The organism is Pseudomonas sp. GL-B-26, assembly GCF_019947405.1.
In the GTDB taxonomy this organism is placed as follows: Bacteria; Pseudomonadota; Gammaproteobacteria; order Pseudomonadales; family Pseudomonadaceae; genus Aquipseudomonas.
Genome location: NZ_JAGYGJ010000046.1, coordinates 1 through 20,545, shown reverse-complemented (window position 1 = coordinate 20,545; position 20,545 = coordinate 1). Strand labels below are relative to the sequence as shown.

The 20,545-nt window shown below is 60.6% G+C and carries 18 protein-coding genes and 1 pseudogene; 10 read left to right on the top strand and 9 right to left on the bottom strand.

Annotated features, from left to right (window positions below; translation table 11 throughout):
• Window positions 1-8: 8 nt before the first annotated feature.
• The 7 genes and pseudogenes from prmA to gcbA all read right to left on the bottom strand — a co-directional run bounded on the left by prmA (window position 9) and on the right by gcbA (window position 9,115).
• Window positions 9-887 carry a 50S ribosomal protein L11 methyltransferase gene (gene prmA, locus KGB23_RS24185; RefSeq protein WP_140683146.1) on the bottom strand — a complete coding sequence of 293 codons (879 nt, stop codon included), beginning with the start codon at window positions 885-887 and terminating at the stop codon, window positions 9-11.
• Between the two features lie 169 nt (window positions 888-1,056).
• The gene (gene accC, locus KGB23_RS24180; RefSeq protein ID WP_223432854.1) at window positions 1,057-2,415 is read right to left on the bottom strand and encodes an acetyl-CoA carboxylase biotin carboxylase subunit; all 1,359 of its coding nucleotides are present in this window, start codon (window positions 2,413-2,415) and stop codon (window positions 1,057-1,059) included.
• Between the two features lie 17 nt (window positions 2,416-2,432).
• Window positions 2,433-2,894 carry an acetyl-CoA carboxylase biotin carboxyl carrier protein gene (accB, locus tag KGB23_RS24175; protein WP_046044753.1) on the bottom strand — a complete coding sequence of 154 codons (462 nt, stop codon included), beginning with the start codon at window positions 2,892-2,894 and terminating at the stop codon, window positions 2,433-2,435.
• 46 nt (window positions 2,895-2,940) lie between these two features.
• Entirely contained in the window at window positions 2,941-3,393 is a 453-nt protein-coding gene (gene aroQ / locus KGB23_RS24170; RefSeq protein ID WP_033059577.1) for a type II 3-dehydroquinate dehydratase, read from the bottom strand.
• A gap of 131 nt (window positions 3,394-3,524) precedes the next feature.
• The gene (locus KGB23_RS24165) at window positions 3,525-5,264 is read right to left on the bottom strand and encodes a protein-disulfide reductase DsbD (protein ID WP_223432853.1); all 1,740 of its coding nucleotides are present in this window, start codon (window positions 5,262-5,264) and stop codon (window positions 3,525-3,527) included.
• A gap of 181 nt (window positions 5,265-5,445) precedes the next feature.
• Window positions 5,446-5,952 (bottom strand): annotated as a pseudogene (locus tag KGB23_RS30510) (methyl-accepting chemotaxis protein); the annotation flags it as partial.
• Window positions 5,953-7,444: 1,492 nt separating this feature from the next.
• A complete protein-coding gene (gene gcbA, locus KGB23_RS24155) occupies window positions 7,445-9,115 on the bottom strand; it encodes a diguanylate cyclase GcbA (protein WP_223432851.1) in 1,671 nt (556 codons plus the stop codon).
• A gap of 286 nt (window positions 9,116-9,401) precedes the next feature.
• Between gcbA and KGB23_RS24150 the strand changes: the two genes are divergently transcribed.
• The 6 genes from KGB23_RS24150 to KGB23_RS24125 all read left to right on the top strand — a co-directional run bounded on the left by KGB23_RS24150 (window position 9,402) and on the right by KGB23_RS24125 (window position 16,069).
• The gene (locus KGB23_RS24150; RefSeq protein WP_111449180.1) at window positions 9,402-10,469 is read left to right on the top strand and encodes a DUF2333 family protein; all 1,068 of its coding nucleotides are present in this window, start codon (window positions 9,402-9,404) and stop codon (window positions 10,467-10,469) included.
• A gap of 3 nt (window positions 10,470-10,472) precedes the next feature.
• Window positions 10,473-11,030 carry an NUDIX hydrolase gene (locus KGB23_RS24145; RefSeq protein WP_223432850.1) on the top strand — a complete coding sequence of 186 codons (558 nt, stop codon included), beginning with the start codon at window positions 10,473-10,475 and terminating at the stop codon, window positions 11,028-11,030.
• A 194-nt stretch (window positions 11,031-11,224) separates the two neighbouring features.
• On the top strand, window positions 11,225-11,596 hold the full coding sequence (locus KGB23_RS24140) for a translation initiation factor Sui1 (protein WP_223432849.1): 372 nt from the start codon (window positions 11,225-11,227) through the stop codon (window positions 11,594-11,596).
• A gap of 218 nt (window positions 11,597-11,814) precedes the next feature.
• A complete protein-coding gene (gene speA / locus KGB23_RS24135) occupies window positions 11,815-13,728 on the top strand; it encodes an arginine decarboxylase (RefSeq protein ID WP_150656556.1) in 1,914 nt (637 codons plus the stop codon).
• 233 nt (window positions 13,729-13,961) lie between these two features.
• A complete protein-coding gene (locus tag KGB23_RS24130; protein WP_223432848.1) occupies window positions 13,962-15,290 on the top strand; it encodes a contractile injection system protein, VgrG/Pvc8 family in 1,329 nt (442 codons plus the stop codon).
• Entirely contained in the window at window positions 15,287-16,069 is a 783-nt protein-coding gene (locus tag KGB23_RS24125; protein ID WP_223432847.1) for a DUF4123 domain-containing protein, read from the top strand. The genes KGB23_RS24130 and KGB23_RS24125 overlap by 4 nt, the downstream gene beginning before the upstream one ends.
• 39 nt (window positions 16,070-16,108) lie before the next feature.
• Here KGB23_RS24125 and KGB23_RS24120 read toward each other — a convergent pair whose 3' ends face one another.
• On the bottom strand, window positions 16,109-17,458 hold the full coding sequence (locus KGB23_RS24120) for an MATE family efflux transporter (RefSeq protein ID WP_223432846.1): 1,350 nt from the start codon (window positions 17,456-17,458) through the stop codon (window positions 16,109-16,111).
• Between the two features lie 256 nt (window positions 17,459-17,714).
• On the bottom strand, window positions 17,715-18,008 hold the full coding sequence (locus KGB23_RS24115; protein ID WP_150656924.1) for a hypothetical protein: 294 nt from the start codon (window positions 18,006-18,008) through the stop codon (window positions 17,715-17,717).
• 195 nt (window positions 18,009-18,203) lie between these two features.
• On the opposite strand from KGB23_RS24115, the gene KGB23_RS24110 reads away from it, so the two are divergent.
• From KGB23_RS24110 to KGB23_RS24095, 4 genes are read left to right on the top strand one after another with little or no spacing between them, the layout of a single operon-like run.
• Window positions 18,204-18,509: a MazG-like family protein gene (locus tag KGB23_RS24110; protein WP_223432845.1), complete on the top strand. Its 306-nt coding sequence runs from the start codon at window positions 18,204-18,206 to the stop codon at window positions 18,507-18,509.
• The gene (locus tag KGB23_RS24105) at window positions 18,506-19,255 is read left to right on the top strand and encodes a methyltransferase (protein WP_008153735.1); all 750 of its coding nucleotides are present in this window, start codon (window positions 18,506-18,508) and stop codon (window positions 19,253-19,255) included. Before KGB23_RS24110 ends, KGB23_RS24105 begins: the two co-directional genes overlap by 4 nt.
• A gap of 12 nt (window positions 19,256-19,267) precedes the next feature.
• Window positions 19,268-19,882 carry a DUF4136 domain-containing protein gene (locus KGB23_RS24100; RefSeq protein WP_223432844.1) on the top strand — a complete coding sequence of 205 codons (615 nt, stop codon included), beginning with the start codon at window positions 19,268-19,270 and terminating at the stop codon, window positions 19,880-19,882.
• A 54-nt stretch (window positions 19,883-19,936) separates the two neighbouring features.
• A complete protein-coding gene (locus tag KGB23_RS24095) occupies window positions 19,937-20,494 on the top strand; it encodes a DUF4136 domain-containing protein (RefSeq protein WP_223432843.1) in 558 nt (185 codons plus the stop codon).
• Window positions 20,495-20,545 lie beyond the last annotated feature (51 nt).

The window sequence follows — 20,545 nt, the reverse complement described above, 5'->3', positions numbered from 1 at the left end:
CACTCATTCTAGCGCCGACGGCCAGTAATGCGCACCCAGCCATCGCGATTGGCGATCGGGTCCAGATCGAAGTCCTGGGCGTAGGCTTTGGCGACTTCTTCACCTTGCTCGGCGAGGATGCCCGACAGCGCCAGACGACCACCGGATTTGACCAGGCTGGACAATTGCGGCGCCAGGGAAACCAGCGGGCCGGCCAGGATGTTGGCGACCAACACGTCGGCCTGAACCTGCGGCAGATCTTCCGGCAGGTACAGCGGGAAGAGAGCTTCGGCAATGTTGTTGCGCCCGGCGTTATCGCGGGAGGCTTCCAGGGCTTGCACATCGATATCGGTACCGACGGCTTCCTTGGCGCCCAGCAGCAGGGCGGCAATCGCCAGAATCCCCGAGCCGCAGCCGAAGTCCAGCACGTTGCAGTCTTTCAGATCCTGGCCGTCGAGCCATTCCAGGCACAGCGCGGTGGTCGGGTGTGTGCCGGTGCCGAACGCCAGGCCCGGGTCCAGCAGCAGATTGACCGCGTCAGGCTCGGGAGCTGCGTGCCAGCTCGGCACAATCCACAGGCGCTGGCCGAAACGCATTGGCTGGAAACCGTCCATCCAGCTGCGTTCCCAGTCCTGGTCTTCGATGACTTCGCTGTGATGCTCGGGCAGCGGGCTGCCGGTCAGCAATTCAAGGTGGGCCAATACGGTGGCGGCTTCGGTGCCGCCTTCGAACAGGGCCAGCAGGTGCGTGTGCGACCACAGCGGCGTGGTATTGAGTTCCGGCTCGAAGATCGGCTGATCTTCGGCGTCCATGAAGGTCACCGAAACGGCGCCGACTTCAAGGAACGCGTCTTCGTAGGTTTCGGCTTGTTCTGGGCTGATGGCGAGACGGACTTGCAGCCAAGGCATGGCGGGCACCTTTGAAAAATATTAATTGCAGCCTAGCGGGCTGCGAGAAGCGCGCAAGTTTACGCGAGCGCGGGGCTTTTGTGGGAGCGGCCTTGCTCGCGTGCACATTATGAAACCTTCAGAAACAACAAAGCCGCTCGAAAGCGGCTTTGTTGGTCTGGATCACAGCTTAATGCTTTTCGCCAGCCAGCTTGTGCTCGAGGTAGTGAATGTTCACGCCCCCTTCGCAGAAGCCTGCATCACGGACCAGGTCGCGGTGCAGCGGGATGTTGGTCTTGATCCCGTCGACAACGATTTCGTCCAGCGCATTGCGCATGCGCGCCATGGCTTCGTCACGGGTTGCGCCGTAGGTGATCAGCTTGCCGATCAACGAATCGTAGTTCGGCGGAACGGCATAGCCACTGTACAGGTGCGAATCGACGCGAACGCCGTTGCCGCCTGGTGCGTGGAAATGCTTGACCGTGCCTGGGCTTGGCATGAAGGTTTTCGGGTCTTCGGCGTTGATCCGGCATTCCAGCGCGTGACCGCGGATAACGACGTCTTCCTGGGTGAACGACAGCTTGTTGCCGGCGGCGATGCTGAGCATCTCCTTGACGATGTCGATGCCAGTGACCATTTCCGATACCGGGTGCTCTACCTGGACACGAGTGTTCATCTCGATGAAGTAGAAGTGGCCGTTTTCGTAAAGGAACTCGAAGGTGCCAGCGCCACGGTAGCCGATGTCGATGCAAGCCTTGACGCAGCGTGCGAGGACTTCAGCCCGTGCCTGCTCGTCGATGCCCGGTGCCGGCGCTTCTTCGAGAACCTTCTGGTGACGACGTTGCAGCGAGCAATCGCGGTCGCCCAGATGGATGGCGTGGCCCTGGCCATCGGAAAGTACCTGAACTTCCACGTGACGTGGGTTGGTCAGGAATTTTTCCAGATAGACCATCGGGTTGCCGAACGCTGCGCCCGCTTCGGTGCGGGTCAGTTTTGCGAAGGAGATCAGGTCTTCTTCTTTATGCACAACGCGCATGCCGCGACCACCACCGCCGCCAGCGGCTTTGATGATCACCGGGTAACCGACTTCGCGACCGATGCGCAGAGCGGTTTCTTCGTCTTCAGGCAACGGGCCGTCGGAACCCGGAACAGTTGGAACGCCAGCCGCGATCATGGCGTGCTTGGCCGATACCTTGTCGCCCATCAGGCGAATGGTATCGGCTTTCGGGCCGATGAAGGCGAAGCCGGAGTTTTCGACCTGTTCAGCGAAATCAGCGTTTTCCGCAAGGAAACCGTAGCCTGGGTGAATGGCGGTAGCGCCGGTCACTTCGGCCGCGGCGATGATTGCCGGGATGTGCAGATAAGAGTGCGCGGCCGAGGCCGGGCCGATGCAGACGGATTCGTCTGCCAGACCCAGGTGCATCAGTTCTTTGTCGGCCTTGGAGTAAACGGCGACAGTCTTGATGCCCATCTCTTTGCAGGCACGCAGGATCCGCAGGGCGATCTCACCGCGGTTGGCGATCAGAACTTTTTCCAACTTCGCAGTCATCAAAGTCTCTCCGCGGTTCAAACGATGGTGAACAGCGGTTGGTCGTACTCAACCGGCTGGCCGTCTTCGACGAGGATAGATTCGATCACACCGCTGGATTCAGCTTCGATGTGGTTCATCATCTTCATGGCTTCGACGATGCACAGGGTGTCGCCTTTCTTCACGGTCTGGCCGACTTCAACGAAGGACGGCGAAGCTGGCGAAGACTTGCGATAGAAGGTACCGACCATAGGCGAACGGGCAACGTTGCCGTTCAGAACTGGCGCGGCCGGAGCAGCAGGTGCGGCGGCAGCAACCGGGGCAGCAGCCACAGGCGCAGGCGCCGGAGCATGCATTGGAGCCGGTGCGTAGTACTGCTGAGCCGGGGTCTTGCTGTGACGGCTGATGCGTACGGACTCTTCGCCTTCCTTGATCTCGAGCTCGTCGATGCCGGACTCTTCCAGCAGTTCGATCAGTTTCTTAACTTTACGGATATCCATGAATCATCAACTCCCAAGGGTCGGTCAGGGGCGTTACGCTTGTCGTTCAAGCTGTTGCCGGTCTTTCAAGCTGCTCCAGGGCAGCCTCCAGGGCCAGTCGATAACCGCTGGCGCCAAGGCCGCAGATCACTCCCACCGCTACGTCGGAGAAGTAAGAGTGATGGCGGAAAGGTTCGCGTTTGTGCACGTTAGACAAATGCACTTCGATGAATGGGATGCTCACCGCCAGCAGCGCGTCACGTAATGCGACACTTGTGTGCGTAAAAGCTGCTGGGTTGATCAGAATGAAGTCCACACCTTCGCTGCGGGCAGCGTGGATGCGGTCGATCAATTCGTACTCGGCGTTGCTTTGCAGGTGCAGCAAATGGTGGCCGGCTTCACGGGCACGGCGTTCCAGGTCCTGGTTGATCTGCGCCAGTGTCGTAGCGCCGTAGGTGCCCGGTTCACGGGTGCCGAGCATGTTCAGGTTGGGTCCGTGCAGAACCAGTAGCGTCGCCATCTGCTGTTCCTTGTTATCTGTGTGCAATTGTCAGAACCCGGCGACTATGCCGCAAAGCCTTTGTGACTGTCCAGTTCTATGCAATAGCCAGCACGATGGCCGATGTTTGCGCGAAATATGTGACCGGGTTATTAAATCCGGTCATTTGCTTTCGCAACACGTTCGGCGAAGTCGGTGGCGTTGATCTCGCCGATCACTCGCACATCGGCGTGTTCGACGCCGTCCTTGCCGAAAAACATCAGCGCTGGCGGGCCGAACAGTTTGTAGCGGTCGAGCAGGGCGCGCTGCTCGGCGTTGCTGGCGGTGATGTCGAAGCGGATCAGTCGATAGCCTTTGAGGTGTTCGACGACCGTGGCGTCGTTGAGCACCTTATGTTCGATGACTTTGCAACTGATGCACCAGTCGGCGTACCAGTCGAGCAGCAGCGGGGTGCCCGATGATTTGGCTTCGGCGAGAACGCGGTCCAGGTCTGCCGGGGTGCTGACGGTTTGCCAGGCGCTGGTGTTTTGCGGTTGCTCATTGCCGGCAACCGTGCGCGGCTGGCCAATCGGATTGAGCGGATCGGTCTGGCCGCTGAACGCTCCGTACCAACACGCCAGCGCGTAAAACAGCAGGAACATCCCAAGCAATTGGCCCAGGCGTTTTCTCGGCGGTTTGTAGACGAACTCCAGCGCACCCATGAACAACCCGGCGCCACCGGCCAGCAAACCGATCAGCAGCAACGTGATCTGGCCCGGCAGTACTCGACTGAGCAGACCGATCGCCAACCCCAGCAACAAAACGCCAATCGCGTTTTTCACATAGATCAGCCAAGGTCCGCTTTTCGGCAACCAGGCGGCACCACCGGTCGCGACCAGCAACAGCGGGGCGCCCATGCCCAGGCCGAGCATGAACAATTTCAGGCCGCCGCCCACTGCATCGCCGCTGGCGCTGATGTACAGCAGCGCGCCGGCCAGCGGTGCCGAGACGCAGGGCGACACCAGCAGGCTGGAAACCACGCCCAGCACGGCGGCGCCCCACAACGAACCACCCTCGGTGCGACCGGCGATCCGATCCAGCCGACTGCTGATGGCGTGAGGCAGCTTGAGTTCGAAGACGCCAAACATCGCCAAGGCAAACAGCGCAAAAAACATCGCGAACGGCACCAGCACCCACGCCGATTGCAACCGCGCCTGAAGATTGAGCTGCGCGCCGAACATCCCCATCAACGCGCCAAGCAGGGCGAAGCAGGCGGCCATTGGCAGCACATAAGCGAGGGACAGATTGAAACCGCGCAAACCACCCACCTGACCGCGCAACACCACGCCGGACAGGATCGGCAGCATCGGCAGCACGCACGGTGTGAACGTCAGGCCTATGCCTGCGAGGAAGAACAGTGCCAGTTCGCGCCAGCTCCAGGCAGGAGTCGTACCTGCGCTGCCATCAATACTCAGGCGCTCGGTTTCGGGTGGATAGCACAAGCCTTTGTCGGCGCAACCCTGATATGTAATCACCAGGGTGAAGGCGCGTTGATCGGTGCGCGGCAGTTCGACTTCGAGAATGCCGTGGTAGACCTCGACATCGCCGAAATACTCATCGTGCTTTTGTTCGCCCTTGGGCAGTAGCGCGGCGCCCAGACCTACATCGGCCGGGTCGGCGCGAAACTGAAAGCGGTGCCGGTAGAGGTAGTAGCCCTCGGTGGCGACGAAACGCAGTTTGATCGATTGCGGCGTGCTTTCTACCAGGCTCAGTTGAAAGGCTTCACGTACCGGCAGAAAGTCGGCGCTGTTGTTGATCGAGCCCAACGTCGAACTGGGCCGACTGTCCAGCAACCCGGCGGCGGTGGCCGGCAGGGCTAGCACTAAAAACAACAGGCAGAGCAAACGGCGCATGACAATCTCGCGTATCGAAAGTGAGGGCATGATAGCGGACAGCGGTCGGGTGTGCAGGGGCGGGAGTCTTGCGGTGACTGTTCTGGCGCCTTCGCGAGCAAGCCCGCTCCCACATTCGACCGAGTTCATCCATGGACACGCGGTTGAATGTGGGAGCGGGTTTGCTCGCGAAAGCGGTCTGTCAGACGCGGAAGGCCTGGACGGCTGTGTGCAATCGTCCACCCAACACCAGCAAATTCTCACCCTGTACGCGCCCTTCACCGATACGCAGCAAGTTATCCCCACCCAATTGGTGAATCCGCTCACTGTGATCGCGGATTTCGCTGACGGCGCCACTCTGCTGGGCGGTGACATCGGCGATGCGCACGGCAGTGTCGGAAATGGTCTGGATTGCGCCGACGATTTTATCCAGCGCACCGTCGGCGGCCTGGGCCTGATTGGCAGTGGCTTCTGCGTGTTCGACTTGGGCGCGCATGCCTTCCACCGATTGTCGCGCCGCGGTTTGCAAACCGGCGATGAGTGTCTGGATCTCTGCTGTGGCGCCGGCGGTGCGTTGTGCCAGTGAACGAACTTCTTCGGCCACCACCGCAAACCCTCGACCCATTTCCCCGGCACGGGCCGCTTCGATGGCGGCGTTCAGGGCCAGCAGATTGGTCTGGTCGGCAATCGAGCGGATGACCGTCAGCACGCCGCCAATGGTCGCCGACTCCTCGGCCAGGTGTTCGATCATCTGCGCGTTGCCTTGCACTTCACCGACCAGCGCGTGCAGCCCGGTGAGACTCAAACCGATGACTTTCTGGCCGTGCTCCACCGCCAGCCCGGCATGGCGGCTGGCGTCGGCCGCCTGGCTGGCATCGCCGGCAACCTGTTGAATGGTCGCTTCCAGCTCGCCGAGAGAATCACGGATCAGCGCCGTGTCGCCGGCCTGATGTTCGGCGCCGCTGTGCAGGTCATTGCTCAACTCGGCCAAGGTTCGGCTGCTGCCGGCGACCTGTTCGGCGTTGAGGCGAATGGTCCCGACCAGGTCGACCAGATAGGCGCGCAAGCGATTGAGCGAAGCTTGAATGTCATGCAGTTCGCGATTGGTCGCGCCCAATTCAATGTCCCGGCTGAAGTCGCCCTCGGCCCAGGTCGAAAGGGCAGGGGCGAGGTTGGTCAGCGTCCGGGCCAGTTTCCGTTGCAAGGTGTCGATCAGCAACGCAATCAGCAGAATCAGGCCAATCATCACCCCTTGCATCAGCCGCACTTCGCCCTGGATCTGCCCGTGCTGGGCGCGAACCACCGGCTCCAGTCCGGCGATGGCCTGCTGCACGGCGGCGATTTTCAGGTGAGTGGCGGCGCTGAGGTCGGTGCGTTTCTGGATCTGGTCACGTGTGCGCGCCAGTTCGGCCGGGTAGCGAGTGAGGAGGCTGTTCAGTTCACGCTTGAGGCCCACGCCCGCATCTTCGGCAACAGCTTTTTCGGTGTTCTCCAAGCCCATCATCGCGGCGAAATCATCGGTGCCGGATTCGCTGCTGCTGGCTACACCGAGCAGCGGCAAGGTGCCCAGCAACTCAGCCTGAGTGCGAATGTTGGCGACTTCACGCTCGACATCGGCGGCCAATTCGCTGCGGCCGCTGCTGACCAGTTTATCCCGGGCCAGAGACAACTTGCCCAAGTGCTGGGAGGCGGCGAGCAACGGCGTCAGATACGCCACGTTAGCGCTGGCGTATTGGCTGAGCTGATCGAGGCTGGCGCCGAGTTCGCGTTCGGCCTGAAGCAGCAACGCTTGCGGATCACCGGCCAGTTTGCCGGCGGCCAGCAGGTCGGTTTTGCTGAATTCTTCGAGGTTCGACAGGCTCGGGCGCAAGGTGTGGGCCAACGCCGGCGGCAACTCGCCGAGTTCCTTTTGCACCCCGTCTATGGCCTGGCCGGCGCTGCTCAGGCGCAGGGCATCGCCGCTGGCGAGGTAGTCGTCGATGTTACGTGCGACTTCATTTTGAAATTGCTGGGACAAGCCCAAGTAACGCTCCATCAATAGATAGGGGCGTTCCAGGGCCTTTTGCGACCACCAAAGCGTGGCGCCAAGGGCCACGCACACGGCGACTAAAAGGAGGGTATTGAGATTGGTCAGCAGCTTCAGGCGCATCGAGGGTCTACCAGCGGCAGAATGGTAAGCGCCTGAATTTATTGCGTTTGTGTTACAGGGTTATGACCGAATGGGTCGATTCCGATGAAAAAGTGGCACTTTGCTTTGACGTCCGCGCGGCCTGCACGCGGTTGCGTCCGGCGTCCTTCGCGCGGTACAGCGCTTCGTCTGCCTGGCTGGCCATCATCAGGCTGTCGGAGTGTTCACACAGTTCCACCACCCCGGCGCTGAACGTGCACCAGAGATCCTGCGGTTGAGCCGGGTAGTGAATCTCGGCAAAACGTCGACGGATTTCGTCGAGCACTTTGTGGGCCGATTCGAGATCGGTGTCTGGCATGACGATCGCGAACTCTTCACCGCCGTAACGGCCGATGAAGTCGGTCTTGCGCAAGCGTTGCTTGAGAAACAGCGCCAGGCTCTTGATTACTCGATCGCCCATAGGGTGGCCATGGCTGTCGTTGACCCGTTTGAAGTGGTCGATGTCGAGCATCGCAAAGCTCAGCGGCTTGTTCTCGCGACGGGCGCGAAACGAACAGTCTTCCAGCAATTGCAGAATGTGCGTGTGGTTGTACAACCCGGTCAGGCTGTCGCGCACCATCCGCGCCTTGAGATTGCGCGCCCGCGCCGCGCGGTTGCGCACGGTGGTGATCAGGTGTCGTGGCTTGATCGGTTTGGTCAGGAAGTCATCGCCGCCCTCGCTCATGGCGTCGAGCTGCTTGTCCAGATCGTCTTCGGCCGACAGGTAAATGATCGGTACGCTGACATAGCGGTCGTTGTGGCGGATCACTTTGGCCAGTTCGGTACCAGTGCAGGCCGGCATGTACATGTCGAGGATGATCAGGTCTGGCTGGAAATCCGCGAGCTCGGCCATGGCCTGGATCGGCTCGATCAAGGTCCGTGTGACGATCCCGGCGCTATTGAGCAGGCGTTCGGTGTGCAAGGCCTGGGCGCGAGAATCGTCGATGATCAGCACTTTATAAGGTTCGTACTGGGCGACGCAGGTCAGGACTTCGATTTTCTCCAGCAGGCTCGAGGCTTCGAGGGTACCGGTCAGGAATTCCTGGCCACCGGCACGCACGGCGGCGAGACGGGTCGGGGTGTCGGTTTCGTGCAGGCTGAAGAACAACAGCGGCAATTGATGATCGAGGCCTTCCTGGGCTTCGGCAGCCAGTTTCAGGCCGATGCCGGTACCACTGAAATCCACGTCCATGACGATCGCCGCAGGCAAGCGCTCGACCATCGAAGAGCGGAACGCCGCAACGCTGTCGAGGGCTTGAGCGCTGAGCCCAAAAAATTCCAGCTGTTTGGCCAGCCGCTCGGCGCGGTCGTGATCCTGCAGCATCACGTAAATCGGCTTGCGCAGCGGCGGCAGAAAGGTCTGGTCCAACTGATCGCCATGGCGCAAACCGGTGCGTGACAGGCGCTGCATCAAACGATTGAGGTCAGTGATCAGTCCGCTGCTCAGGCGTCCGCGATTGGCGTCGACAGCCTCCAGCGACTGACCGATGTGGTGTGCGAGCTGCGTGTGTTCAGGTTGTTCGAAGCGTTCGGCGAAACGCAGCAGGCGCAGGTTGGCCTCGCTCAGTTCCGATAAGTCGGTGGTGGACCACTCGCTGCGTTGCAGGCGCTGCCATATCTCAAGAATTTGACGTGCCTGATGAATTACCCGCTGGGCAAAGTGGTGCTTGAGGCGCTCACGGCTGGGGTCTTCTGGCTCGGTCATATCCTGACTACTAGTTAGGGTGCATGCTGAGATCGACTGGTGGCTCTATGCTAGCACCTCTTTTCGATCGCATGAGTGTCGTACGTCAATTAACTGCAAAGCGACCTTATTCAGTTCCTGACCGACTGGTCGCATAGGATCAACGCTGTGCTTCATTTATAGTGGCCGTCGATCGTGGTCATTGTGCTGGTAGTGTTTGTGCAGGATTTAATGCGCGGCAAACGAGGCACGATGAGATAGGGTTGTGGTCGAACCGATGAACTCAAGTGATTGAAAGGATATCGCCATGCTGGACTGGAAGAACCGCGCGGGCAGCGCGCCTGAACGTGCCGCTGAACCGAAATCGGCCACCCGCAGTTACTTGGGTGGCCTGTTGTTCAGTCGGGCGCTGGCCACTCTGATTGGCCTTTACTTGCTGGTGGCTATTGCGCTGGGCTGGTACTGGAGCCAGGAACCTGCGCTGTTCCCGGTTCAGCAGAATGCCCAGATGGCTGCCGAGAAAGAAGGCAAGCAAATGGTCATCGGCTACACCACGGTCGAAACCCTCAAGACCGTCGCCGGTACTTTGCTGACCAAACCGGGTGGCTATATTTCCAACGACCGTTTCCCGCCGGGCCTGTGGATGGACAACACGCCGAGCTGGGAATATGGCGTGCTGGTCCAGGTCCGTGACCTGAGTCGTGCACTGCGTAAAGACTTCGCTCGTTCCCAGTCGCAGTCCACCGAAGACGCTGACCTGGCCAAGGCCGAGCCGCGCTTCAACTTCGACAACAAGAGCTGGGTGCTGCCCTCCAGTGAGTCCGAATACCAGGAAGGCATCAACTCCCTGAGCCGTTATCAGGCGCGCCTGTCCGACCCAAGTCAGAAAAGCGCGCTGTTCTATGCCCGCGCCGACAACCTGAACAACTGGCTGGGCGATGTCGGCACCCGTTTGGGTTCGCTGTCGCAACGACTGTCGGCCAGCGTTGGCCGGGTCAAACTCAACACTGCGCTGAAAACCGAAGTCGTCGCACCGGGTCAGGTGCCACAGGTTGACGAAGAAATCGTCGAGACCCCGTGGATGCAGATCGACAACGTGTTCTACGAAGCCCGCGGTCAGGCCTGGGCCTTGTCCCATCTGCTGCGTGCCATCGAAGTCGACTTCGCCGATGTGCTGGCCAAGAAGAACGCCACGGTCAGCGTGCGTCAGATCATTCGTGAACTGGAAGCCTCGCAGGAACCGGTCTGGAGTCCTATGATCCTTAATGGCAGCGGCTTCGGGGTGCTGGCCAACCACTCGCTGGTCATGGCCAACTACATCTCCCGGGCCAACGCCGCAGTGATCGATTTGCGTCAATTGCTCAATCAGGGCTGAGTCATGGTCGATAGCGCCAGAGAGGTCGCGCACCGCGCGGCCTCGGATGCCGAACAGATCGCCTGGGTCGACGAGCAGGACAACCTGCTCGGCGCCCTGGTCCGCTCCGACCTGCGTGAGCGCGGGCTGATCGGACGCGGCACTTACATCATGCTGTTCAATTCCGCCGGTGAACTCTGCGTGCATCGACGCACGCTGAGCAAAGCTATTTATCCAGGTTTCTGGGACGTGGCGGCGGGGGGCATGGTGCTCGCGACCGAAACCTACGCAGAATCGGCTGCCCGCGAGCTGGAAGAAGAGCTGGGTGTGAGCGGCGTGGAACTGACCGCCCATGATCACTTTTTCTTCGAAGACACCGGCAATCGGCTCTGGTGTTCGGCGTTTTCGGCGGTGTGGGACGGTCCGTTGATCCTGCAACCGGAAGAGGTGCTGGAAGCGCGCTTCATCCCCATCGATCAGGTCCTGCTGGAAATCCAGCAAAAGCCTTATTGCCCGGACTCTCTGGCTGCGTTGAAGCGGTATCTTCGGGCCCGTGGGTCGGACGTCGCAAAAGAGGCATAAATTGGCGCCGATTGGCTCTTAGCAAGTCGGCTTTTTGCCGTTACACTGCGCGACCTTTTCAAACTGAACCGGCACTCCTTTTTTATAAGTGCGTCTGGCTCAGTAGCGCTGCCCCTGCCTGAGTGGGGCTTCGCGGTCGATGGCACTTGCCCAAGTTGCCGCGACCAGTCTTTGTCCTCCCAAGAGGATTGCCGGTGGCCAAAAAAGCCGCATCCTTCGCCGCCCTTGGTGGCCTGGTATTTTCCACCGACGCAGGTCGTCATTGCCCGGATTGCAGTAAGCCGGTGGATGCCTGCATCTGCAAACAGACCGTTACCCCGACCGGCGACGGCATCGCTCGCGTGCGTCGCGAAAGCAAGGGGCGTGGCGGCAAGACGGTGACCACCATCACCGGCGTGCCGTTGGCCGAAGACGCGCTCAAGGACCTGGCGACCACGTTGAAGAAACGTTGCGGGACCGGTGGTGCGTTGAAAGACGGAATCATTGAAATCCAGGGCGATCATGTCGAGCTACTCTTGGCCGAGCTGATCAAACACGGTTTCAAAGCGAAGAAGTCCGGCGGCTAGCAGCCTCTGTGAAAACCACCCTCGGCTTGATCCAGCCCTGATCCGATTCAGGTCTGGCGTCGTCTACATGGTTTTCACAGAGCCTGTTCTGACCGGTTTCTAAACTCACTGCGGTCAGCGAGGTCTATCCCCTCGTTGACGAACCGTCATTTTCATTCTTTAGACTGCGCCGGCCTGAACCCAGGCGACGCTCTATGACTTTTTTATAGGGGACTTCAATGTCCGTACGACGCACACGCAAAGACGATGGCAGCCAATGGACAGTTGCGGACAGCCGCAGTGTTTACGGGATTCGCCATTGGGGGGCCGGGTACTTCGCGATCAATGACGCCGGTCGCGTCGAAGTTCGTCCGAACGGTCCGACCAGTTCGCCTATCGACCTCTTCGAGCAAGTCGACCAGCTGCGTAAAAGCGGCCTGTCCTTGCCGTTGCTGGTGCGTTTCCCTGACATTCTGCAAGACCGCGTGCGTCAGCTGACCGGCGCCTTCGACGCCAACATCGAGCGCCTGGAATACCAGAGCAAGTACACCGCGCTGTACCCGATCAAGGTTAACCAGCAAGAAGCGGTGATCGAGAACATCATCGCCACCCAAGACGTGTCCATCGGTCTTGAGGCCGGCTCCAAGCCTGAGCTGCTGGCCGTGCTGGCCCTGGCGCCGAAGGGCGGCACCATCGTTTGCAACGGCTACAAGGACCGCGAGTTCATTCGTCTGGCGCTGATGGGTCAGAAGCTCGGCCACAACGTGTTCATCGTGATCGAGAAAGAATCCGAAGTCGGGCTGGTGATCGAAGAAGCCGCCTCGCTCAAGGTCAAACCTCAGGTTGGCCTGCGCGTGCGTCTGTCGTCCCTGGCGTCGAGCAAGTGGGCCGACACCGGTGGCGAGAAATCCAAGTTCGGTCTGTCGGCGGCGCAACTGCTGTCGGTGGTCGAGCGTTTCCGCGCGGCGGGCCTGGATCAGGGCATTCGCCTGTTGCACTTCCACATGGGTTCGCAGATCGCCAACCTGGCGGACTACCAGCACGGCTTCAAGGAAGCGATTCGTTACTACGGCGAACTGCGCAACCTCGGCCTGCCGGTAGATCACATCGACGTCGGTGGCGGTTTGGGCGTGGACTACGACGGTACGCACTCGCGTAACGCCAGCTCGATCAACTACGACATGGACGATTACGCCGGTGTTGTGGTCGGGATGCTCAAGGAATTCTGCGACGCGCAGAACCTGCCGCACCCGAACATCTTCTCCGAAAGCGGTCGTTCCCTGACCGCTCACCACGCCATGCTGGTGGTGCAAGTGACCGACGTCGAGAAGCACAACGACGACGTACCGAAGATCGACAACAAGGAAGAACTGCCGGAAACCGTGCAGTGGCTGGTTGACCTGTTGGGCCCGACCGACATCGAGATGGTCACCGAAACCTACTGGCGCGCCACTCACTACATGAGTGACATCGCGACCCAGTACGCCGATGGCAAGCTGACCCTGGCCGAGAAAGCCCTGGCCGAGCAATGCTACTTCGCCGTGTGCCGTCGCCTGCACAACTCGTTGAAGGCTCGTCAGCGTTCGCACCGTCAGGTGCTCGACGAACTCAACGACAAGCTGGCCGACAAGTACATCTGCAATTTCTCGGTATTCCAGAGCCTGCCGGACACTTGGGCCATCGGCCAGGTCCTGCCGATCCTGCCGCTGCACCGTCTCGACGAAGAGCCGCTGCGCCGTGCCGTACTGCAAGATCTGACCTGCGACTCCGACGGCAAGATCAAGCAATACGTCGACGAGCAGAGCATCGAAACCAGCCTGCCGGTTCACGGTTTGAACGACGGTGAAGACTACCTGCTGGGTATCTTCCTGGTCGGCGCCTACCAGGAAATTCTCGGCGACATGCACAACCTGTTCGGTGACACCGACTCGGTGAACATCTATCAGAACGCTGACGGCAGCGTGTACCACGCGGGTATCGAAACCCACGACACCATCGAAGACATGCTGCGTTACGTGCACTTGTCGCCGGAAGAGTTGATGACCCACTACCGCGATAAATGCGCCAGTGCCCGCATCACCGCCGCCGAGCGTACCCAGTTCCTCGACGCGCTGCGTCTGGGTCTGACCCGTTCCTCTTACCTGTCTTCTTGAGGTAAGGCACCGCTCTCATCAAGTTGTCTGAAAATGTTCCGCACGAAGCGGAAATTTCAGATGACTTGGTGGGATGCCTCTCTGATTTCAAGCGAAATGACTTACATTCTTGGCCATCCAAGCGATGTGGTCTTCTTTTCGCGTAGGTCATTTCCTAAGTTGTACTTCGGCACTCTACTCGGCCAACTCTCTCGGAGAGAATCCCCGGCCGCCCCTCCTGTAGAGAATCGCCGATGTTCGATCCAGTCAACGAGCCGTCATTTCGTCTGGATGTAGAGGGTCTGCCCGACCCCTTTGAGGTCTTGGCCTTTACCGGTAGAGAAGCCATCAGCGAGCCTTTTGTGTTCGAGGTGGATCTGCTGATCGATGACCCGACACTCGACCTTGCAAGCCTGCTGTACCGTCCGGCCTTTCTGCATGTCGGGCCTGCGGGAAACGGCTTTCACGGACAATTGCATGAACTCGTCCAGCGTGATCATGACCCGGCTGTCAGGCTCTGCCGCGTCCGTCTGGGGCCGAAGCTGGCGTGCCTTTCCCTGCGCTTCAGTCAGCGAATTTTCAGCGCGCGCTCGGTGCCACAAATCCTCGCTCAGGTGCTCAAGGAGCACGGTATCGTCGGCAAGAATCGGCGCTTTGAGCTGGGCGGCAATTACCCGGCCCGTGAATTCTGTACGCAGTACCAGGAATCGGATCTGCAATTTATCCAGCGTCTATGTGCTCAGGAACGGCTTCACTACCATTTCGAACACGGCGAGCGCGGGCATTGCGTGGTTTTCAGTGATGGTCAGGGGCACTTTCGTTTCGGCGAGAGCGCGGCCTTCCAGGTCGAGAGCGAGCAATCGGCGGTGCGTCAGTTCAAGCTTCTGGGCTGCGCTGGGCAACGAACCGCGCCGATTGCCGAAGGTCGTACGGACCTGACAACGCTGCGAAGTGGTCAGCTGATGCGGCTGTCCGGCCATCCGATTGCCGACTGGAACCATCTCTGGCTGCTGACCCACGTCGAGCATCAGGGCAGCCAGGATTTAACGGCGCCCTACAGCAACCAGATCCGCGCGATTCACTGGCAGGTGCCTTTTGTCTCACCTCATTGCGCAGTGAAACCCAGGATGCACAGCCTGCAACGGGCCTGGGTGGTCGACATTGATGAGTCATGCCCCGATCCGTCCAGACCGGTTGCCGTGCAATTTGACTGGCTCTATCAGGGCGAGGGCGCGGCGCCCAGCCACTGTTGGCTGCCGTTGGCCGCTGAACTGGGCGACGCGGCAGTCACGCAGTTGAGTGAGGGGGTCGAGGTGGTGGTGAGCTTTATCGAGGGGGATCCGGATCAGCCGCTGATTACCGGGTTTCTTCACGTCCCTTCGTCCGTTGAAGAGGTTGAGGAGGTCGGCTCGCCGCGCATATCCGCGACAGATGATGTCGAGGGTTTGCTGGCGCTTCTGCAATCGAGCGAACCATTGATGTTGCTATGTCTGCTGCCCGGTGGCGGCAGTTTCAACCATTGCACGCAGGCCCTCTGCACCTGCCGGGCGGCGAAGCGGTTTGGCCAGAGCGGTGCGGCATGATCGTCCCGACCCCGCAATGGCTATTGCTGGATGTGCCAGGTGCGCCACAGGCGGGGGCGATGCTGCAACAGCAATTTGCGCATGCCCGGTGGTTCTGGTTGTTCGAAGGCACTGAGTGGCATGCGTTGCGGGAACGCGGCCCGGCCCTGATCGATCTTCGAACATGCCCTGTGCTGGCCGGGTTGTGCCACAGCGAAGTGCCCCTCTGGTGTGGCTTGCTGATCGCCAGTGAAGCGTCGTCGTCGCAGTTGCTGGAGCATTTGCGCCGCATGCTCACGGTCACTGTCGGTGTGCATCACCGGGCCTTGTTGAGTTACTACAACCCGCAAACGGCCAGTTACTTGTTCGATGCCTGCGATGCGCAGGAGCTGAGTCGCTGGCTGGGTCCTATCAGCCATTTGCGCTGGTTCGGCGGGACGTGGGCCGACCGCGCGATCGGCAGTCAGGGCTGGCAGCAGTTGGTCAATCCAGGGCTTGCCGTCAGCCCTTTGGCGATTGAAGAAAACCTCAGTCCCCGTCAGCAGGAAAAACTGCAAACCTGCCTGCTGGAGCAACATGCCTGGCACTGGAGTCGGTCCACCGGGACTGACTACAACACGCTGTGGTCCCATGTGCAGGAAGGGCTGGCGCTGGATTTTACCGAGCGTCCGGTACTCGATGACTGGTTATGGCTACGCTTGCAGTACCCCGGCGCTTTGACTGGGCAAGCGTTGCCGGGACTCACCCAGCAGGAGCGTCTCGATAGCCTGCGCAACCGGTGGCAGAACGATCAGCCCTGAACACGGTGATCTGCCGCTGCGCTTCAAAGCAGCGCCGACTCAGTGAGCTTTGCCTGCGAACCAGCCGTCGCTTTTGTGCAGGTACCAGGCAAACGCGCCGAGGGTCAGGCTGCGCAGTAACATGAACAGCAGAAAGGTTATCCACAGTCCATGGTTGCCAAAGCCTTGCAGCGCCCAAGCGAACGGCAGCAACAAAACCACCGTCAGCAGCATGCCGTTGCGCATTTCCCGGGCACGGGTGGCGCCGATAAACAGCCCGTCGAGCAGGTAACTCCCGACCGCGATCAGCGGCAGCGCGGCGAGGTAGGGCAGGTAGATGAACGCCGTGTCGCGCACGCTCTGAATGTTGGTCTGCATCTCGATAAACAGATGCCCGGCGAACAGAAACAGCACGGCAAAACCCAGGCTCGCCAGCAACGACCAACCGCAGGCCACTACCAGCGAGCGGCGCAGGGCCTCTCGATCACGAGCACCAATGGCATGTCCACAAAGGGCTTCCACGGCGTGGGCCAGGCCGTCCAGCGCATGGGCGGTCAGCAGCAAACCGTTGAGCAACAGCGCGTTGGCGGCGACGGTGGCATCACCCAGTCGTGCGCCTTGCACGGTGATCAGGAAAAACACCGATTGCAGCGCCAGGCTGCGGATGAAGATGTCGCGGTTGACTGCCAATAGCGGTCGCCAGCTCTGCCACAGCACCAGCGCGGCCCAGGCGATGTGGCCGGGATAGGCGCGCAGGGCGTTGCGGGTCATCAGCAGGCCGATCAGCGCGCCGGTCCATTCGGCGATCACCGACGCTCGGGCGGCACCGACCACGCCCCATTCCAGCCCGAGGACGAACCACAGGTTCAGCGCGATGTTCACCAGGTTGGTGCTCAGCAGAATGGCCAGCGGCGCCCGGGCGTTTTGAGTACCGAGGAACCAGCCGACCAGCGCATAACTGGCCAGCGCCGCCGGCAGACCGAACAGGCGCGTGTGGAAAAACTCGCGGGTCAGCTGATCCAGCTCCGCCGACGGCTGCATGAAATGCAGCGCGACCCCGCTCAACGGCACCCCCAGTGTTCCCAGGACAATGGCCAGGCCCATGGCCAGCAACAGGCCCTGCAGCAAGATCTGCCGCAATGCCGCGCCGTCCCCACGCCCGGCGGCCTGTGCGGCGAACCCGGTGGTGCCCATGCGCAGAAAACCCATGGCCCAGGCGAGAAAGGTATACAGGCTGGCCCCGACCGCGACGGCGCCCAACTGATGGGCGTGGGGCAAGTGACCGATGACGGTACTGTCGACCAGCGCCACCAGCGGTACGGAAATGTTCGAGAGAATCATCGGCGCGGCGAGCGCCCACACTCGACGATGGGTAGGGCGGTCGCGCCAGTCGGCGATCAGGTTGGACATGCAGGCTCCTTGGGGGAGCGGGCATTGTAGCGGTTGATTCGGGATTTGCTGTGAATCAGAAATCGACCCCTCACCCCAGCCCTCTCCCCACGAGGGAGAGGGGGAAAGGGAGCCGATCTTCAGGCTTTTCAAAACCTGAGTTCGACGCGGAATTTCAGGTCGATGTAGCTCGAGAGAACAACTCAGTCAGTCCCCTCTCCCTACGGGCGGTCCGACGTTTCGGGAGGGCTAGGGTGAGGGCTGGATCTTAAGCCGATCAATGGATTATCCAGCTCAACAACCACAACCCCAGCAGCAACCAGATAATCCCCATGATGATCGACGCATTCATGAACGCCCGAATCGCCGACCACAGCAGCATCAACCCCAAAATCAGCGCAACGATGCTGATGATCGACGCGTCCATGCCCAGCGCACCGGACAGCCCTTCGACAAAGTTGCTGCCGGCGTGGCTCAGCAGATTGAACAAGCCGCTGAGGCCGTCAACGATGAAGCGGATAACCGAACCGAGTGCCTGGCCGAGCCATTCGAAAAAACTTTCTACCTGCATGTCGTGAGCGTCCTTGATGAAAGTGGAGGCGTGGTTGCCGGACTTGAGCCTTGGGCTATCGAGCAGGGTGCCGAGTTCCCGTAGGAGCTGCCGCAGGCTGCGATCTTTTGATTATGGTGTAAAGATCCGCGTCACACCGAGACGCTTGCCTTCCCCCGTCATCCCCCCGAAGCTATACGCCTTCAGGAGAGCCCGATGAACCTTGTTGAACTGACCGAACGCCTGCACGCCATCCGTGACCGCAATGACTGGCAGCAATTTCACAGCCCGAAAAACCTGGCCATGGCCGCGAGCGTGGAAATGTCCGAGCTGGTGGAGATTTTCCAGTGGCTGACCGAAGACCAGTCGCGCCAGTTGCCGGCGGACACACTCGCCCATGCCGGGCAGGAAATCGGTGACATCGTGCTCTATCTACTGCTGCTGTGCAGCGAGTTGGGGTTGGACATGAATGAAGTGGTGCGCAGCAAACTCGCGGACAGCGAACGGAGGTTCAGCAGATGAGCGACCGTCATTTCGATCAACTGGCGACCCGCTTTGCCGAAAAAATCTACGGCGGTGCCAAAGGCGCGATCCGTCTGGCGGTGCTTCAGGCCGACCTGGCCGAAACCCTGCCGGATCGACCTTTGCGCGTACTGGATATCGGTGCTGGTCTGGGCCACATGTCGTTATGGCTGGCCCAGCGCGGTCATGAGGTCACGCTGGCCGAGCCCGCCGAGCCGATGCTCGAAGGCGCCCGCCAACGCTTTGCCGACGCCGGGCAAACAGCAACGTTCATTCAGGCGCCGTGGCAGGATCTGCTCGGCCAACTCACCGAACCCTACGACCTGGTGCTGTGCCATGCGGTGCTGGAATGGCTGGCCGAACCTCACGCGATCCTGCCGGTGCTGCATCAATTGACCAAACCAGATGGCTGGTTGTCCCTGGCCTTCTACAACCGCGATGCGTTGATCTATCGCAACCTGCTCAAAGGCCATTTCCGCAAGATGCGCAAGAACGACATGGCCGGCGAGAAACAGAGCCTGACGCCGCAGCAGCCTCTTGATCCACGGGAACTGGCGGCGCAACTTGAGGGCATGTGGCAAGTCGAAACCCAGAGCGGGGTGCGGGTTTTTCACGATTACATGCCGGTGGAATTCCAGGCCCGGGCCGAACTGGTGGACTTGCTGGAAATGGAGCTGGCCCACCGTCGTCACCCAAGCTTTGCCGGGCTTGGGCGCTACTTGCACTGGATCTGTCGGCCGGTCTGATCGGAGCGCGAAATGAACAGTCGTTCGGGGTTATTGGTGATCTGTCTCGGGTTGGCGGCCTGTCAGGGCAGCAACCCTTATGTGGCGTCATCCAACCCCTTGCCACCCGCGCCGCCTCAGGCGGCCAACACCTTCGACCGCAGCGCCTACCCGGCCGCGCCGCGCGACTACGGGCGTTACCGCAGCTGGGCCTGGCTCAACGGGCAGCTGCCGCCGGGCAGCGCCTGGGCGGATTCGGCGCAGGTCGCCGAAGCCGTCAGCAATGCGCTCGATCAACGTGGTTTGCGTCCGCTGCACGATAACCGCCCGGCCGACCTGTTTGTCAGCGCCGACCTGCACCTGGAAACCCGCCTGCGTCAGGTTCGGGACGACTATGGTTATTACGGCGGCGGTTATGGCGGTTACAACCGCTACGGCAGCGGTTACGGCATGTACAACACCGTGCCGATCGTGCGGACTTATCAGGAACAGGTCGTGGTGGTGCGGGTTGATTTGTTTGACGCTCAGAGCGGTCAACCGGTGTGGAGTGCCAGTGCCGAAACCAGCAATCGCGGCAGCCAGAGCGAGCGTGCCGATGCCATACGGGAAGCTGTAGAAAAGGCGATGTCGGCGTATCCTCCTAGTTAGCTTCTGTAGGTAAGAAGCATTGCGCAGGTTCATGTCTTCAACCGGAGAAATATCATGTTCCGCCGTCTCGCTTTACTGGCTGTGGCCGTGCTGCTCACTGCCTGCGCCGGCAGCCAGGTCAATCATGACTTCGATGCCAGTCGCGACTTCGCCGCCTATCGCAGCTGGAGCTGGAAAGAACCCGCCCTGCAATATCGGCCCGATGATCCACGGATCAAGAGCGACCTGACTGAACAACGCATCCGCCAATCGGTGACCGATCAGCTGGATCAGCGTGGCCTGCGTCCGGCTGCGGGTGGCCAAAAGGGCGATTTGAGCGTGCAGACCTATCTGATCGTCGAGCAGCGCCAGCAACAAGTGACCACCAACTACGGCGGCGGTTGGGGTAATCCATGGAACGGCTACTGGGGCGGGCCGATGTACAACGAAACCCGCAACGTCAGCTACAAAGTGGCGATCATCCAGATCGACCTGCTCGACGGCAAGGACGGCAAGCTGGTGTGGCGCGGCAGTGACGAGCAGATACTCAGCCGCACACCGAACCCGTCGGATCGCAGCACGGCGATACGCGAAACGGTGGGGCGAATTCTCGCCAACTACCCACCCAAATAAACACCACCCAACCCTGTAGGAGCACGGCTTGCCGGCGATGGCGTCCTTGAG